The organism is Flavobacterium sp. T12S277, assembly GCF_048514875.1.
GTDB lineage: Bacteria > Bacteroidota > Bacteroidia > Flavobacteriales > Flavobacteriaceae > Flavobacterium.
Genome location: NZ_JBLYEG010000003.1, coordinates 60852 through 79063 on the forward strand (window position 1 = coordinate 60852; position 18212 = coordinate 79063).

Below are 18212 nucleotides of genomic sequence, written 5' to 3' on the forward strand. Positions count from 1 at the left end.
GAGAGGTTAAATGTGAGATGGATAGAGTATATAATCTAAATTCTACAATCTAAAATCTACAATAAACAAAAGGTGAAGTTAATTCAAAACAAAAATCCCTCTAAGGTTGAGCTTTAGAGGGATTTTTTATGGCAAAAGAGGAAATTGAGTTTTATAAGAATTCGCCGTGTTGGGATATATCCAGTCCTAATTCTTCTTTTTCTTCGGTAACTCTTAGTGGGGTAATTTTATTTACGATAAAGAATAAAACATATGAACCCACAAAAGCGAAGATGGAAACGATTACCAGAGCTGTCAGCTGATTGATGAATAAGGTTGGCGTTCCAAAAATCAAACCCTGATTGTCTCCAACGGCCGGGTTGATTGCTTTGGATGCAAAAACACCGGTCAACAGCATTCCAACCATACCACCAACACCGTGGCAGGCAAAAACGTCTAGAGCATCGTCGATTTTTCCTTTAGGGAATTTGCTTACGACAAGGTTACTCACTATGGCAGAGAATGCTCCGATAAAAATAGCGTGAGAAATGCTCACGAAACCTGCGGCAGGAGTAATGGCAACGAGACCAACAACTGCTCCGATACAAGCGCCAAGAGCAGATAATTTATGGCCTAAGATTTTGTCAAGGAAAACCCATGCCATGGCAGCAGCAGCAGCGGCAACCGTTGTCGTTCCTAAAGCCTGAACGGCCAGTCCGTTAGCTCCTAATGCAGAACCTGCATTGAAACCAAACCATCCAAACCATAATAAACCTGTTCCTAGTAAAACATAAGTGATTCTGGCCGGATTTACTTTTTGAAGTTTTCTTTTTCCCAGGAATATGGCTCCGGCTAAGGCGGCCCATCCGGCACTCATGTGAACTACTGTTCCTCCGGCGAAGTCTAATACACCCATTTTAAAGAAAACTCCATCAGGATGCCACGTCATATGTGCTAAAGGGGAGTATATGAATATAATGAATAAAACCATGAATAATAAATAAGCCCAGAAACGCACACGTTCTGCAAATGCACCGGTGATTAATGCAGGTGTAATGATGGCGAATTTGGCCTGAAACAATGCGAATAACATAAAAGGTATTGTTGGAGCAAGACTCCAGGCAGTAGAAGTACCTACACCCTGAAAGAATAAATTAGAAGTTGGATCTCCAATGATTCCGCCAATGGTAGGGCCAAATGCTAATCCGAAAGCTACTATAACCCATAAAATAGTAACAATTACCATTGCCATAAAACTTTGCAGCATAGTACTAATAACGTTTTTCTTACCTACCATTCCTCCGTAGAAAAATCCTAGTCCCGGTGTCATAAGCAAAACAAAAGCGGTTGCTACGATCATCCAGGCAGTATCTCCGGTGTCAAACTTTACAGCTTCTGCCGGAATTGGGTTATCGGTTAGGATGAAGTTGGACAAAAAGGTTAGTACCAAAATCGTGATAAGAATCACACTTAAAATAATTTTTCGCATAGTTAATTGGTTTTAATTTTTTTATAAAAGTATAAAATCAACTTAAACCCCTGTAAAAAATAGCGTTATGTGGTTTATTTTTATTAATTTTTCATTTTGACCCCTATTATTTTATGGGTATGTGTTTTAAATATGTCTTAAAATTAGGTTTTGGTAATGAGGTTTTAGCAGAAATCCTTTTTTTAATTAAAAATCGGCTGCAAAATGTAAGTTTTGGTTTGTTTATGTTTAAGGAAGTTGCTACAGAATAGGATTTTAGAGTTTTTTTTGTCTCTGTAATTTCTTATCGATTTAAATTCAGTGGGTTATGTTTTTGAAAGTGTTTTTATTCAAATTTGTTTTTGTTAGGTTGCAAAATATAAGGCTTCGTTTTGTAAGTTTGTAATTTAAAACAATTCTAAATAATGAAAATATTTTTACTTTTATCCGCCATTTTTACGATAAGCTTTACTGCAAGTGCGCAAAAATCTATTATTACAGGAAGAATAAATGACAATCAGGGCCTACCTATTTCCTTTGCTTCTATAAGTATTTCAGAACTTAAAGTTGGAGAAGTTGCAGATCAGCAAGGTGTTTATACTCTCAGTGTTATTTCGGGAAGGTATACTGTTAAAGTTTCGGCAGTAGGATATAAAACAACAGAACAAGACATTGTATTGATAGCGGGGGAGACTCTTCATACCGATTTTACTTTGGTACAAGATTCAGATTTAGATGAGGTTGTAGTCTCGGCCAGCCGTAAGAAAGAAACGTTGGATGAGGTTCCTTCTTCCATCAATATTATAGGACTAAAAAGTCTTTCGGTGCAAAAAACAATTAATAACAATTTAAGTGAGATTCTGGCAAACACGGTTCCCGGACTTGGATTTAATACCAACAGAACCAGTAACCTTGGACAAACATTGCGTGGGCGTGGAATTTTGGTAATGATCGACGGTGTACCGCAATCGACTCCATTACGCAATGGTATGCGTGATATTCGAAGCATAGATCCGCTTGCTATCGAAAGAGTGGAGGTTATAAAAGGGGCAACAGCCATTTATGGTAATGGCGCTGATGGAGGACTTATTAATTATATTACTAAGAAACCAAATGTTAGTAAAGCAATAAGCGGTCAGACTTCAATTGGTAGTACAGGTTTTTTATCTAAACCGGATCAGACATTTGGAGGATACATTGGTCAACAATTTACGGGTAAAATTAAGAAGTTTGATTATGTAGTTTCAGGACGTTTTGAGAATACTGGTGTTTCGAGAGATGCCAAAGGCCGCGTCCTTTCTCCCGAATATGGATTGAATGAATTGGATATGTGGAACGTTTTTGCAAAAGTTGGTTATGACATCAATATTAACAATCGTGTTGAAGTAATGTATAATTATTTTACAAGTAAGCAAAATACAGATTATGTTGCTCAGGCCGGGCAATACGGAAATGCTAATTTGCCAACAATAGGAGTTCCAGGAGATCGTCCGGGTCTGGCAGAGGGAACACCATACAATCACAATCTGTACATTCATTACAATAGTGAGAGAATTATTGGTGAAACAGATTTGGATGTAACTTTATACCTGCAGCATTTTTATACCTTATTATCATCCAGCAATTTTTTTGAAGGAAACGGACAACCCGGAAACCTGAGTAAAAAGAAAGGCTTGCGTATTAATTTGAATACTCCTTTTGTTGTTTCGGATAATTGGAATGGTAATTTTGTATATGGTCTGGATGTTCTTTCAGATGTTATTTCTACGATACTTACTGATGGGCGTGTCTCGGTTCCGGAAATGGATATGCGTAATCTTGCTCCATACCTGCAGGTGAAATCAGTTTTTATGCAAAATCTGATTTTTAAGGCAGGTGCGCGTTTTGAGAATATTAATGTTGATGTTCCTACATATACCACTTTGGCTACCCGCAATTATGTTACCGGAGGTTATTCGGGTGGAGGAATTGTTGTAAAAGGGGATGCGATTAATTACAATGCCTTGATTTTTAATGCAGGTTTACGTTACAATAAACTATCTTATTTTAAGCCTTTTGTTAGTTTTTCACAAAGTTACAGTCTTGGCGATTTAGGACTGGTATTGCGCTCTGCCAAAGAAAATACGGTTAAGGAACTTACAACCAAAGCGATAATAGCCAATAATTATGAGGTAGGGTTTAGCAGTACATTTGGAAAACTGAATATCGAAGCTGCTACATATGTTAGTACTTCTGAACTTGGGGCCTCTTATGTATTTGTGGATGGGAAAGCTCAAATTGCCAGATCTCCGGAGACTATTTATGGGTTTGAATTGGCTGCAGATTATGCCGTATTAGATAATTTAAGCTTGGGAGGGTCTTATTCGTATACCGAAGGCAAAAGAGAAATTAACGACAAGAAAGTTTATCTTGGTGGCGACCGAATTGGTCCTCCAAAAACTACGGCCTATGTTTCTTATAGTCCTTTATCCGATTGGACATTGCGATTGCAAATGCTTAGCGCAGGTAACCGCAAGCGTTTTGATCCTGTAAATGGTAAGTACAGCTACGGAACAGGACCAATGGATTCCTTTACGACTTTTAGTTTCTTTAGTAATTATAATTTGGATAAAAACAGTAGTATACAACTAGGGGTAGAGAATGTTTTCAATAAAGATTATTTTACAGTTCCTTCGCAATGGATGGCTGATAATTTGAGTTATGTAAAAGGTAATGGTGCCAGATTCACCTTAAGCTATCTCTACAAGTTTTAGAGATGGCACTCATTTAAAAAGAAGCCCGAACCATTAAAGTTCGGGCTTCTTTTTTGTTTCAAATAAAAAAGGCATCAGATGAATTTTCAAATGATGCCTTTTGTTTTAAAAAACTATCGCTTATTTCTGATTGAATTTTGCTTTGAATTTATCATTCAGCTTCGTCTGGAAAGTTTCTAAATTAATTTTTCTTCCCTGAATGAAAGCAGTCGTTAGTTTATTGGTTCTCATGTCCAGTGCATCACCTTCAGAGATAAATAAAGTAGCATCTTTACCCGTTTCCAATGTACCGCAAGTAGCATCAATACCTAATAACTTTGCTGTATTTGAAGTGATAAGCTGTAATGCTTTTTCTTTATCTAAACCAAATGCAGCACAGGTTCCGGCTAAGAATGGCAGGTTACGCACACTCATACGCTCGTGATCTCCACTGTTTTCAAGCCCAACTACGATACCTTTATCGGTAAGTATTTTGGCCATTTTGTAAGGAAGATTTACATCTTCGTCATCACTTGAAGGCATGTCGTGAACACGTCTTAAGAATACACCAACATTATATTTTTGCAATACGTCGGCAGCTTTATAAGCTTCAAATCCTCCCACGATAACTATTTTCTTGATCTGATTGTTTACTGCTAACTGAATGGCATCAACGATTTGTTTTTCTTCATCTGCGTGTACATAAAGTGTCTGAGTTCCGTCAAAAAGACCTTTTGTAGCTTCAAAAATGATGTTTCTTTCTTTTGAAGCAGCCTGATTGTAAGCTTTAGCATTACCCCAGAAAGCAGCAATTTCTTCCACTTGTTTTGGATAATCTTTGTTGGCTTCAATAATTCCCGGCTCAAACCATGATCCTGATCTTCTGAAATTAGAAGGGAAGTCAAGATGAATTCCGTCATTCTCTTTTATAATCGCATCTTTCCAGCTCCAGGCATCTAACTGTACAACAGAAGAGGTTCCTGAAATTCGGCCTCCACGAGGGGTTATCTGCGCCATCAAAATACCATTTGGACGAACAGTTTCTACTACTTTTGATTCAGAGTTGTACGCAATAATACTTCTTACATTAGGATTAAAAGTTCCAATTTCTTCCTGATCGTCTGATGATTTTACAGCATCAATTTCTACAAGACCTAATGTGGCATTGGCAACGATAAATCCCGGGTAAACATGTTTCCCGCTGGCGTCAATAGTGGTGTCGTATGCATCGGCTGCAAGTCTTATCGTTGTTGCATCGGCTACCAGTGTTATTTTTCCGTCTTTAAATCCAACCGCACTGTTTGGAATAACGGTTCCGTTACCTAAGTGAGCAGTGGCATTTAATATCAAAACCGATTTGGTTTGTTGAGGGGCAGGTATTTGCTGCGCTTTCATTTGTAGCGAGGCACAAAAGGCGAGCAAAGTTATATATATGTTTTTATTGATCATGTTAGCTGTTTTTATCTTTATGAATTTTATAAAGCCGTTATTATTGTTCTAAAGTATCACAGTGATATTCTTTCTTCTCTTTTTTGGTTGGCTGTTGCGTGCTCATACCTTTGTTTTTTTCCTGCAACATTTGTCCAATAAGTAAACTTCTTTCTTTTGAAATAGCCAATTGTTTTTCGGCATCCTTTTCAACATCAAAATATACCACACCTTCAATCATTGTTTTTTCGACTTTAGCATAGATAGACAATGGATTTTCGCTCCACAATACAACATCGGCATCTTTACCCACTTTCACACTTCCTACTTTATCGTCAATATGTAATAATTTAGCTGGGTTCAGGGTTACAAATTTCCAGGCTTCTTCTTCAGAGATATTTCCGTATTTCACTGCTTTTGCAGCTTCCTGATTCAATCTTCTTGACATTTCGGCATCATCTGAGTTGTAAGCCACAACCAATCCTTCATTGTGCATAATTGGTCCGTTGAACGGAATTGCATCGTTTACTTCAAATTTGTAAGCCCACCAGTCAGAGAATGTAGAAGCTCCAACACCGTGTTGTTTCATTTTATCGGCAACTTTATAACCTTCAAGAATGTGCGTAAAAGTGTTTACTTTGAAATTGAATTTCTCGGTAACATTCATCAACATTAAGATTTCAGATTCTACATAAGAGTGACAGGTAATAAAACGCTCCTTGTTAAGGATCTCAGCTATAGTCTGCATTTCTAAATCAACTCTAGGGGCTTTTCCTTTTTTAGAACCTGCGTTGAATTTTTTCCAGCTTTCATCGTATTCTTTTGCACGTTGGAAATAATCCATAAAAACTTGTTCAACTCCCATTCTGGTTTGTGGAAAACGAGTTGGGTTATCAATTCCCCAATTGGCTTGTTTTACATTTTCTCCTAAAGCAAATTTGATAAACTTTGGTTGGTTTTTGTATAACATCTCATCAGGTGCAGCACCCCATTTCCATTTTACAATTGCAGAACGCCCTCCGATTGGGTTTGCAGATCCGTGTAATAATTGCGAAGTGGTTACACCTCCTGCCAGGTCTCTGTAGATATTAATGTCTTCAGAGTTTACAACATCCTGAATCGTAACTTCGGCAGTAGAGTTGTGCCCCATCTCGTTTACACCTTTTGAAATAGCGATGTGCGAATGCTCGTCGATAATTCCGCTGGTGATGTGTTTTCCTTTTGCATCAATAACCGTAGCAGAAGCATCTGAAAGGTTTTTGCCTACGGCAGCAATTTTTCCGTTTTTAATTAAAACGTCTGTTTCGGTTAGGATACCTTCTTTTTCGTTGGTCCAAACTGTAGCATTTTTGAATAATAAAGTTTGAGCAGTTAATTTTTTGGAGTCTCCAAAAGCAATATTTGGGTAAGTTGTCGGGATAATCGGATTTAGTTTTTCAACTTTAGTAGAGTCTTTAACTGCCACAAACGGACTTGTTCTTGTAGCGCTCCAAAACAATTCAGTTCCGTTGGCCAAAACCGCTTTTCCGGATAAATTTTCCGGTTTTTCTATTAATCCGGTTAAACGTGTAAAGTTTGATTTGATAGAATCTGTAGGTTTAATCAAAAGTGTGATCCAGTTTTTAGAAACGGCAAAAGTGCTGCTTACTTTTTTGGTATCTGCAGTTGTAATTTCAGATTTTGGAGCATCAGCTGTTCCTTCAATTTTCCATTTGTAAGTGTCTTTTCCAACGGTTAAGTCGTAGTTACCGCGAATATCTTTTGCGTTAACGTCATTCACTACATATTTCGTTCCCTGTACCCAGTTTTCGTATAAAACAGTTTTTTCGTCAAAGATTTCACCTGAAGTAATAATGAAATTGGCAAAAGCACCTGTTTTTAAACTTCCCACTTCATTACTTTTTCCAAGTAAAGCAGCAGGAACAGTAGTTAAAGCTTCTAACGCTTTTGTTTTATCAAAACCGTACTTAATAGCTTTTAATAAATTAGGTTTAAAATCTTCGGTCTTTTTTAATTTGTCTGTGGTTAAGGCAAAAACAACTCCGTTGTCTGCAAGTACTTTTAAGTTAGTTGGCGCCTGATTCCAGAAACGCATATCAGCCAGTTCGATCTGATTGGACAAATACGGATTAGAAACATCATATGCCTCAGGGAAACTGATTGGAATGATGTATTTTGCATTGGTAGCTTTAATTTCCTCGATTCTTTCAAACTCATTTCCACTACCTTTCAAGATATAATTTAGTCCAAATTCTTTAGCAATTTTTGCTGCTCTTAAGCTGTTTAATTTGTCTTCTGTAGCAAAAATCTGAACTAGTTTTTCATTGTCTGCTAATGCTTCTAATGATAAGTCTTTCGTTTCTGAATTTCCTTTTTTGTACCAGTCTAAATCCAGATACATCTGACGTAATAAAGCCGTCATCCCCATCAATGAGCTTGGATAAGCCTGATTGGTTAAGGCACTTCTTGTAAAAGCAAAATGGTTGGTTAGTTTATTGGCAATAATTTGTTTGCTGTTTTCGGTATTGTTTAGGGCTACCAGAATTCCGGTTCCCTGAGCAACTCCGTCGGCAATATGCGTTCCAACTACTCCAAAACCGGCTTTTAGTAATTCTTCCGCTTTAGGCTGATCGTATTTAAAAGTCTCATAAGTATTTACTTCAGGACGAACACTTTCGTTCCAGTAGTAACCTACTTTTTTAGTATCGTATAAAGGGCTGCGATCACGTCCACGTCCGGCAGGGGCTTTAGGTTTTTCAACCCCGAAACTGGTGTAGATATCAATAAACGAAGGATAAATAGTTTTTCCGGCAAGATCAATCGCAATGCTGTTTTTAGGAACGGTGATGTTGTTTCCAACAGCAACCACTTTTCCATCTTGGATGAGTAAAGTTCCTTTTTCGATTTTTTGTGTTGGAGTAACATAAATCGTGGCATTGGTAAAAACGGTGTAATTGTTGTTTTTGTTGTGGACACTTTCATTTACAGGAAAGTAATCTTGAGCATACGTTTTTGTTAAAAAAACACTCAAAAATAGTAGTAGTAGTTTTCTTTTCATGGATAATTAATAAAATTTTTAATAAAAATAGCAAATATTAATATTTAAGCAAGTTTTAATTAAAATTAATTTTTTACATTATACAGAAAGTACCAAAAACGATTTAGTACTTTCCGTGTTTTTGATGTTTTGTATTGTTTTTGTGAGCGCAGTTATTAAGAATGTCTTTTTATTTTAGGATTTTCTCATAGCGGTTTTTTAGACCTTCCAGATAAGGAGCTTTGATTTCTGTTGCAATTTCTACTGCTTTTTTTAAGACTGCCGCCGCACGATCTTTTTTTCCATTTTGTTCCAAAAGATCACCATATTTTAAAAATGCCATCGGAGATTTTGGATACAATTCGGTATTGCTTTTTAAAATGGACTCTGCAATAAATGGTTTTGTCTTACTATAGTCAGAAGATAGCGTGGCAATGTCTTCTTCTGAAAACAAATCAGATTCGGTTAGTTTTTTAACTACCGTTGCGATTTGCTGGTCCATCTTAGCCGAATCAGTTTCGTTAAGAGGTTGTGTTTGCTGATCGATAACGGATTGCAATTCCAGATACAGTTTTTTTGATTCAGCTGCTATTTTGTTTCGATAGCCTTCGGCTGCTTTTGCGGCCAATTCTATTGTTTTGTTGTATGCGGAATCTTTGACTGTTTTATATTCCGGAATTACACCAATACCTTCCCAGTTTGTTTTAGTAATTGGATTTATGGCAGTTCCGGTAGGAATGAATATTTCCAGGAGAGGGTTCACTTCAAGAATTTCACCCGGATTGGCACCGCCACCGGTTACTTCACCAACTAAGGTTGCTCTTTTTTGTGTTTGCATGTTATAACTGAATTCTTCTGCTCCCGAAAAACTTCTGGCTCCGGTGATAATCAACAAAGGAACATCGGTTCGTTTTTTGCCGTTTACTTCGATGACCTTAAATTCCTCTGTAAAGTTGTCTTTTCTAAAGTATAAAGTATTTAACAATATAGGTTCTTTAAAGAAATAACTGCACAGGTACTGAACGGTTTTGGGGCTCCCACCGCCGTTAGTTCTTAGATCGACAACAATGGCATCTGTTTTAGCCAACAGCAGCATATAAGAATCGATAGTCTTTTGAGTTTCGTGTATGAAATAGTTAAACTTAAGATAGCCAATATTGCCGTCAAGTATTTTAACTTCTCTAAAACCATTGGCGAGTTTTCGATCGTCGGTTAAATTGTGAAGATAAACTTCGTACGAATCTTTGGTCGCAATTGCTTTGTCTTTTTCAGGAACAAATTTGGGTCTGATTCTAAGATGTTTGTCGTCGTTGATAAACCGGACTTCTTTTGTTAAGGCTACAGCAAAGGAATCCAGCAAATCGTATTTTTTGAATTTATTTTCTTTATAAGCCTTTTTTAAATGAGCGCCCATCAGTTTTCCCTTTTCAGGAAATATGTATTCCTTTTGTATCAGGGAATCTATTTTTAAGATAGTTTCCTTTTTAAATTTCTCGGTTATTTTCTTTTGCTGACTGTTTACACCCGATAGTGTAAGGCAAGACAGAAGGAGGAAAAGAACTGGTTTGTTGCAAAAAATAAAAATCTTGTGTCGAAAAGGTTTGAGGAGGTGCTTCATGTTGCTTTTGGATTTTTATATTATAACGCTAATTTAGAGTTTTATGATAAATTTTGAGAAAAATATTTGATAATGAATGATTTAGGGGATGGATTGATTGTTAAAATAATTTAATGTGGGTCTGAATTATTTAATTGTAATAATAAACCTACTTTTAAATATTTTTCATTAGATTTAGAAACATTTAATGAATAGGATTTATGCTGGTAAAAGTTTACGGAAGTGCCGTTTTTGGAGTAGAAGCAACAACAATCACGGTAGAGGTACATATGGACAAAGGGATTGGTTATCATTTAGTTGGATTGCCGGATAATGCCATAAAGGAGAGCTGCTACCGGATTGCTGCCGCGCTTAAGAACAACGGATTGAATTTTCCCGGAAAAAAAATAACCATAAATATGGCTCCGGCCGACCTTCGTAAAGAAGGTTCTGCCTATGATTTAACCTTGGCGATGGGAATTTTAGTAGCTTCCGATCAGCTAAAAGCACCCGAGATTGAAAGATACATTATTATGGGAGAACTTTCTTTGGACGGTAGTTTGCAGCCTATCCGGGGAGCACTGCCTATCGCGATAAAAGCAAAAGAGGAGGGGTATAAAGGTTTTTTTCTGCCAATTCAGAATGCAAAAGAAGCCGCTATAGTGACCGGTTTGGAGATTTATGGTGTTGAAAAACTGCAGGATGTTATTCACTTTTTTAATGGAAAAGGAACGCTTGAGCCTACCATTATTGATACTCGTGCCGAATTTTATAAAAACCTGGATTTCCCCGAATTTGATTTTTCAGATGTACGCGGGCAGGAAAGTATAAAACGCTGTATGGAAATTGCGGCGGCCGGCGGTCATAATATTATTTTAATTGGTCCGCCCGGAGCAGGAAAAACGATGCTGGCCAAGCGAGTGCCTAGTATTTTACCCCCAATGACTTTGCGTGAAGCTCTTGAAACAACAAAAATTCACAGCGTTGCAGGAAAGTTAAAAGAAGTAGGGTTAATGAATCAACGACCCTTTAGAAGTCCACATCACACTATTTCAAACGTTGCGCTTGTGGGTGGAGGAAGTTATCCGCAGCCCGGAGAAATTTCGATGGCTCACAATGGCGTTTTGTTTTTAGATGAATTGCCGGAATTCAAGCGTGATGTTTTAGAGGTAATGCGCCAGCCGCTTGAAGATCGGGAAGTCACTATTTCGCGTGCTAAATTTACAGTAACTTATCCCTCCTCGTTTATGCTTGTGGCTAGTATGAATCCGAGTCCCAGTGGTTTTTTCAATGATCCTGCGATGCCCAATACTTCTTCGCCGCATGAGATGCAGCGGTATTTGAGTAAGATATCGGGGCCATTGCTGGATAGAATCGACATTCATATTGAAGTCACACCGGTTCCTTTTGAAAAACTGGCCGATGATCAAAAAGCCGAAAGCAGTGCCGAAATTCGCAAACGGGTTACTGCCGCGAGAGAAATTCAAAGCATACGTTTTGAAGCAATCGAAAATGTGTATTACAATGCACAAATGAGCAGTAAACTCATTCGGGAGTTTTGTGTATTGGATGAGGAATCAAAAGAGTTGCTGAGAACGGCCATGGACCGATTGAATCTGTCAGCAAGAGCCTATGACAGAATCTTGAAGGTAGCGCGAACGATAGCCGATTTAGAAGGAGTGCCCCATGTAATCTCGCAGCATATTGCCGAAGCGATTCAGTACAGAAGTTTGGATCGTGAGGGCTGGCTGAGTTTGAGATTTTAGATTTTACTGTTTTGGAGCGAAAATTTAACTTAATTCTATAAAATTCTCAATATGAATTTCATCTAAAAAAAGGATATCATGCGAAACCACAATTAAAGTCCCCTTGTACTCGTTTACAGCTGCGGTCAGAATTTCGATATTTTGAATATCAAGATTGTTTGTTGGTTCATCCAGAATGATCATATCCGGAGCCTCACTATTGAGGGTTAAACAGTAAAGCATCAGTCGCATTTTTTCACCTCCGCTTAAAGCAAAACAGGGTTTGTTCCAATCATTTTGTGAAAACAGAAACTTATCAAGTTTCATTTTCAGATCATGTTCTTGTAAACCGGAAGTATTAAATTTCTGTGCTTGTTCATAAACTGAAATTTGATTTTCAATAAGTGAATAATCCTGATCAATGTAAATTGATTTAGAATTGGCTTTGTAAACATTTCCTGTTTTGGGTTGCAATTGGCCCGTGATTATTTTTATCAATGTCGTTTTTCCGGAGCCGTTTGCACCTTTGAGGGCGATACGCTGCCCGCTTAGAATTTGAAAATGAAGCTTATTTTTCCACAACAACTGATCGTTATAACTATGATTAATTGCTGATGCTTTGAAAAGTATTTTTCCTTTATGAAGGTTTGTTTTATCAAAACCAAATTTCATTTGATCAATATCAGGTAATGTTGACCGCAATTTTTGCAGGTCCTTAGCAATAGTTCCAATTTTTTCGGCATGAACACCTTTTGTTTTGGCCGTACTGTTTTCGGCATTGTTTCGCAAAGTGTTCATCATAATTCTTGAAACTCCGGCTTTCTTCTGCTTCTTTTCACCACGGGAGTCCAGTTTGTTTTGACGTTCCAGAGTTTCACGTTCTTTTTCTTTTGCTTTGCGTAACGCTTTTTCTTTACTTTGAATATCCTGACTCAAAGCCTTATTTTCGATCTGTTTTTGTTCAGTATAAAAATCATAATTACCACCGTAAACTGTTATTCCCTGTCCTGATAATTCATAAACAACCTGCAGTAAATTCAATAATTTTCGATCGTGACTTACTACAATCAAAGTTGAAGCGCTCTTTTTTATAAATTCATATAATAATTCTCTTCCCGAAATGTCCAAATGATTACTTGGTTCATCGAGTAAAACCAGTTTTGGTTCATGAATCGAAATTCCGGCCAGGAAAACTTTTGTTTTTTGTCCGCCGCTCAGCGTTCCGAGTTTTTGGTTCCGATCTAAATCCTGCAACTGCCAGTATTGTAAGGCTTCATTGCAACGCTCTTCAATTGTCCAGTCGTCGTTTAAAATAGTAAGGTTTTCTTCAGAAACGACTCCGTTAAGAATTTCGTGCAAAGCATTCAGTTTGTCTTCAACCTGAAGCGCCTGAGCAATCGTAAGCTGATTAAACTGCCCGAAAATTTGAGGCAGATAATAGGGTTTGGAATCTGTTTTTAATAAACCGTCGACAGGTTCTGATTCGCCTGCAATAATTTTTAATAAGGTTGATTTTCCAACACCGTTATTGCCAATTAAAGCAATTTTTTGGTGAGGGTTAACTGTAAAAGTAATTTTATCAAACAACAAATTCTTGTTTGAATGTAAGTAGGAGATATGCTGTAAAATAACCATAATTTCTTTCTTTAGGGAATAAGCAAATGTGCAAGCCATTTTAATAGCTTACCTTAAAATTGTCCGAAAGAAATTTTTATTCACATAGAGATGGTACGGTTTATTTATTGCTGCAAAGATACAAAAAATAGTTTTTAAGATTTGAGTTTCACCTTATTCAAATTTTAAACTGGCATTTTTAGACATTAAATAGGAGGTGAGCTTTTTAATTTTTCCTTTTTCCATTTCAAAAACGTCACAGAAAACAGCATCCAGTTTATTGCCATTTTTCATGTTTCCCTGAACCGCACCTTCAGCAATAACGATATCATTTTCTTCAATCAGTTTTAGGATCTGAATGGTGGGACTGCCTGTGAAATTGTCGTTTTCAATTTCTTTATCAAAAGCTTCTTTACCAACATGCTGATAAACTCCGGGCATTTCCCAAATCACATCATCAGTAAGACAATCTAAAATTCGTTTATGATCGCTTACCCTAAAAGCTTCCATATATTCGGTTACGGTTTGTTTATTTACTGTCATGTTTTTAGGATTACGATGTTAAAACTGATTTTTGAACGACTATTTTAGGTGTAGTATAAAGTTACTGTTTTTTAGAAATATTCCAAAAACTGATTTTTCTTCTTGTCCTAAAACCTAGTTTTTCATACAGGCTAATGGCTCCAATATTACTTTCGACCACATGTAAAAAAGGAGTTTTATTTTCGTCTAAAATCCTATTGACAACAGCTGTAATCAATTGTTTGGCATAACCTTTTCCGGTGTGATCGGGATGTGTGATAATAGCGCTCACTTCTGTATAATCATTCATTTTCATGCGTTCGCCAGTAACTGCGACCAATTGGGTTTCTTTAAATATTCCGTAATAATTGCCTAATAAAGGAGTTTTGGGTTTGAAATACCCCGGCTGAACCAAGTTAACCAATTGTAATAATTCGGCATTATGATTTTCGGTAAGTTTGACAATTTCAGTGTCTATTGCAAGCTGAATTTTGTCGGGAACAACCATTTGCAGACAAACCAGTTCTTTGACTATTTTTAAAGAATCGGCAATTTCAGGTTTTTCACCCACTATAAAAAAAGAATCCGATATAGATGCATATTGCTTTGCGGCTTTTAAAGTGCTTTCCGGTTTTATAAAACCTCCAAACGGGCAATACTCCGGATTGTAAAATTTAGTACCGTCATAATCAAGAGCAAATGCGGAATGACTTTCGGATAAGGAATGCCAAACCGGATTATCTAATTTATTCTCGTTTTTATTTTTCATTAGTTTAGAAAATAATTTTCCAGAGCACGCTATATTTAGTTTTTATTCTTTCTCTTTTACAGGATAGAAAAAACGAAACGAATTCGAAGCTGCGGGATGTAAAATAGTAGCATGATTTTCCAGTGGGAGATAGTCAAAATAGACTTTTATGTTTTTGCTTTTTGAGGCTTTAATCTTTTCAGCCAGTAAATTGGCATCCACTTCCATTACTCTTGAAATTTCGGTTGGAGTAAGCCCTTCTTTGCCCACTGCAAGGTAAATTTGGGTTTGCTGATTAAAATTTTCCTGAAAAAGAGCACTATCCTGATTTAGAATCGATGCATTATTCCACCAAATACTTGGACTCACGATAACGTACTTATTAAAAAGTGTTGGTTTCTTTAATAAAATTTCAGCAGCGAGTAAGCCTCCCAATGATTGCCCCATGATGGTTTTTGAATCATTGGCCTTGTAGTTTTTTTCAATAAAAGGTTGCAGTTCTTTTTCGATAAAAGCAATGAATTTATCAGAATGACCGGAACTTGGAAATCTTTTTTGATCTTTTTCAATAGTTGTCGGAAAGGTAAAGTCTCTTCTTCTGTCGACAGTTGCAATTCCCACAACAATTGATTTAGGCACCTGATTGATCCATTCAAAACTATTAAACTGTACCAGACCGGCGATATGAATAAAATCTTCATCAGCTGAGCCGTCTAGCAAATAAATTACCGGATATTTTGTTGTCTCTTCCGCTTTGTATCCTTCCGGAAGATAAATATTCAGTATCCTCTTTTCGCCCAGTTCTTTCGATTGAATTTCATCGATAACTCCTAATACAAATGGTTTTTTGGTTTCTGCTGTTTTGGTTTTATTGGTTTGGCCAAACATAAAAGTTGTAGAGAGAAATAAAAGGGCAAGGGTAAAAAGTTTGTTCATTATGGTGTTATTTAATAGTAATAGGGTAAAATGTCACAGCGTGAAACAGGAAAGTTGTGTAGAACGAAAATACAAATTTATAGCATGCTAAAATCTTAATAAAAGGGAAAACATTGTTAAAAAACGACTATAAAATAAATCCCTTTCATCAAGCAATGAAAGGGATTTATTAAGTGTTTGATGCTAGTGAAATGTTTTAGAAAAAGGAATAACCTAGTATGACAGATGTCGTTGAAAATGAGGAGCTCCAGGTTTGATAATTGCTTAAAATCTTTCTGCCAGCCAAATATCTAAACTCTATACTGTATCTGTCACGAAATTTTCCACCAATTCCAAATACTAAGGTGTTACGGGAACTAACATCTAATTTATTTACTAACGAACCGTCTTTTCTGGTGAGTTCTATTTTCGAGTTCAAATCAAAATCAAACAACAAAGAAGCATTTACAAATATGTTGGAATTATTATTAAGGAAAAAGTAATGCCTAATTCCTATTGGCAGTTCTATTGATTTATAATCTACTTTTGCGTTTACTTCACCACCAGACAAATTGGAGGTTTGTTTTGATTTTTCTCCACTATAGTATTGATAAGTTGGCTCTGCGATTATTGTCCATTTATTTTTATTAAAAGGGAGAATAAATTCTGCTTCAATACCCAGACTAAGATTTGTTTTCGAATCAAACTTAAAGTCAAAATGATCGCTTATTGATAAAGAACTATTATTTAGTCTTGGTCTTAAGGTTAAATTAAAGACATCTTTCTTTTCTTTAGGCTCAAAAGTGGCAAAATTAGTATCACTGCATTTGTTGTACTTGATGAAAAATTTTAGCAGTTTAGTGGAGTTGTAGTCTAAAAATTCATATTCTTTTTGAAGGATATTTTCGCATTTCATGTCAATAAATAACTGCTCTCTAAAGTAGTTGTTTTTGGCAATTGAATAATTTTCGCTTAGATATGTTTTGTAAATCAACTGTTTTATCTCGGTATTGTCCATTTTGTAGAAGAAACGTCTTAAGTTTCCGTTGTTATATGAATAGAGAGATGCTTTTCCTTCAACAAGTACTTTCAGGAAGAGCGTTTCTTCTTTAAGATCAGGATTTTTATCCGTACTCATACTTTCTATGTTTTTTGAGGAGCGGTCTATTTTAACTAAAGATCTGATGTACTTACTTTGTCCGGTGATTGCAAATTCTTTTACAGTTTTTATATCCGCAGTAATGATATTCGTATTGTCAGGGAGTTGGTATCTGAAGTTGGTAGGAGTATTTTTCCAGTCTTGATCTTCGATTTGACACTCTATTTTTTGATTATTTTGGTTAATAATGTAACCGTGTTCGAAAACTATTTGAGAATAACTGTTAATGCTTATTATAAGAGCTAATACAAGAAATAAGGCTTGTTTTTTCATTAAAATTTGGTTGTTGATTATTATTGGTTTTATTTAGTGAATGTTAGTTAGATAAATCCTTGAATAAAAAAATAGCAGCATTATTTTTTGAGTGTAAATGTAATGTGCGAAATCGGCAATACATTACGTAAAGCCGTAAAGCTCCCGATTTGTTAGTAGGGAAATTTAGTAGTGGTATTTGTCCTGTCGTTTGTAAATGTATACGTTAGGATAAATGAAGCAGTTTTTTTTGGCAGATTTTTGTTTTTATCAACTAAATTAATTGTCCTCAAAAGTTTAAAATAGATAGTGGAAATTACTTCACTTCGGTTCCTTCAAACTTAATTCTTTTATCATTTACGTGAACCAATTCGTCAAGTTCGTAGATGTTTTTATAGCCGTACCCATAAAGGTTAATATGTGTAGGAATGTTCAGAGCCAGCATAACAGGTTTTCTGTTGGTTAAAATCTGAGATTCAAGGGCACTTTTAGGCAAAGCCATTTTTGAGGCAAAATCTATCGGGTCGCCATTAAAATTGTTGTTGCAGTAAATCAATATTCTGGTGTTGGGATCGGGAATTAACTGATGCAGGTTTTCCTGCGTAAAATCGGTGAAATCAATATGGATAGCCCCTTTTAAGTGTTTTCGGTTGTAACGAAAATCAGAGCGTGTGTCCAGAATAATGGTATTGTCTTCGCGGCTCATTTTAAGAAAGCGATCAAGACTCACCAGATGCTTTGCTCTTGCTTTTTCGACTTCGGTAACCAGATTTTTAAAATCATCATAATCAACTAATGCTTTGGGGTAAGGTTGCTGCTCTGTCATTGCGGTAGGAGTTTTGGCTGTCTGCGTTTGAGCGACACAGCCTGTGAAACAAAATGATACTAAAAACAGGATTGTTACTTTTTTCATTTGATATCAAATTTATACTTTAATGTCAGTACTACTCAGGGCAAGCACTATATATAGCTGAACATTAGATTTCAGGTATTTCTTCAGCAAATGAATTCATTTG

12 protein-coding genes are annotated in these 18212 nt (G+C 36.4%); 2 read left to right on the forward strand and 10 right to left on the reverse strand.

Annotated features, from left to right (window positions below):
* Positions 1–151 precede the first annotated feature (151 nt).
* Positions 152–1468, reverse strand: coding sequence for an ammonium transporter (locus tag ACN1CN_RS06560; RefSeq protein WP_291285225.1), 1317 nt, complete (start codon positions 1466–1468; stop codon positions 152–154).
* Positions 1469–1872: 404 nt separating this feature from the next.
* On the opposite strand from ACN1CN_RS06560, the gene ACN1CN_RS06565 reads away from it, so the two are divergent.
* Complete coding sequence (locus tag ACN1CN_RS06565; protein WP_419135066.1) at positions 1873–4200, forward strand: TonB-dependent receptor; 2328 nt, start codon at positions 1873–1875, stop codon at positions 4198–4200.
* A gap of 120 nt (positions 4201–4320) precedes the next feature.
* Here the strand turns inward: ACN1CN_RS06565 and ACN1CN_RS06570 are convergent, their stop codons facing one another.
* The 3 genes from ACN1CN_RS06570 to ACN1CN_RS06580 form a co-directional block, all read right to left on the reverse strand.
* Positions 4321–5628, reverse strand: coding sequence for an amidohydrolase family protein (locus tag ACN1CN_RS06570; RefSeq protein WP_419135067.1), 1308 nt, complete (start codon positions 5626–5628; stop codon positions 4321–4323).
* 40 nt (positions 5629–5668) lie between these two features.
* On the reverse strand, positions 5669–8665 hold the full coding sequence (locus tag ACN1CN_RS06575) for an amidohydrolase family protein (RefSeq protein WP_419135068.1): 2997 nt from the start codon (positions 8663–8665) through the stop codon (positions 5669–5671).
* A 169-nt stretch (positions 8666–8834) separates the two neighbouring features.
* Positions 8835–10058 (reverse strand): S41 family peptidase, encoded by a 1224-nt coding sequence (locus ACN1CN_RS06580; RefSeq protein ID WP_419135069.1) that lies wholly within the window; start codon positions 10056–10058, stop codon positions 8835–8837.
* Positions 10059–10462: 404 nt separating this feature from the next.
* Here ACN1CN_RS06580 and ACN1CN_RS06585 point away from each other — a divergent pair, with 404 nt between their 5' ends.
* Complete coding sequence (locus ACN1CN_RS06585; RefSeq protein WP_419135070.1) at positions 10463–12007, forward strand: YifB family Mg chelatase-like AAA ATPase; 1545 nt, start codon at positions 10463–10465, stop codon at positions 12005–12007.
* 24 nt (positions 12008–12031) lie between these two features.
* Here ACN1CN_RS06585 and ACN1CN_RS06590 read toward each other — a convergent pair whose 3' ends face one another.
* The 6 genes from ACN1CN_RS06590 to ACN1CN_RS06615 all read right to left on the reverse strand — a co-directional run bounded on the left by ACN1CN_RS06590 (position 12032) and on the right by ACN1CN_RS06615 (position 18109).
* On the reverse strand, positions 12032–13621 hold the full coding sequence (locus ACN1CN_RS06590; RefSeq protein WP_291285220.1) for an ABC-F family ATP-binding cassette domain-containing protein: 1590 nt from the start codon (positions 13619–13621) through the stop codon (positions 12032–12034).
* A 153-nt stretch (positions 13622–13774) separates the two neighbouring features.
* Positions 13775–14143 (reverse strand): nuclear transport factor 2 family protein, encoded by a 369-nt coding sequence (locus ACN1CN_RS06595; protein WP_419135071.1) that lies wholly within the window; start codon positions 14141–14143, stop codon positions 13775–13777.
* Positions 14144–14204: 61 nt separating this feature from the next.
* Positions 14205–14891 carry a GNAT family N-acetyltransferase gene (locus tag ACN1CN_RS06600; protein WP_419135072.1) on the reverse strand — a complete coding sequence of 229 codons (687 nt, stop codon included), beginning with the start codon at positions 14889–14891 and terminating at the stop codon, positions 14205–14207.
* Between the two features lie 42 nt (positions 14892–14933).
* The gene (locus ACN1CN_RS06605) at positions 14934–15806 is read right to left on the reverse strand and encodes an alpha/beta hydrolase (RefSeq protein ID WP_419135073.1); all 873 of its coding nucleotides are present in this window, start codon (positions 15804–15806) and stop codon (positions 14934–14936) included.
* Between the two features lie 196 nt (positions 15807–16002).
* Positions 16003–17217 (reverse strand): tRNA modification GTPase, encoded by a 1215-nt coding sequence (locus ACN1CN_RS06610; RefSeq protein ID WP_419135074.1) that lies wholly within the window; start codon positions 17215–17217, stop codon positions 16003–16005.
* Between the two features lie 295 nt (positions 17218–17512).
* Entirely contained in the window at positions 17513–18109 is a 597-nt protein-coding gene (locus tag ACN1CN_RS06615; protein WP_419135075.1) for a rhodanese-like domain-containing protein, read from the reverse strand.
* Positions 18110–18212: the final 103 nt, after the last annotated feature.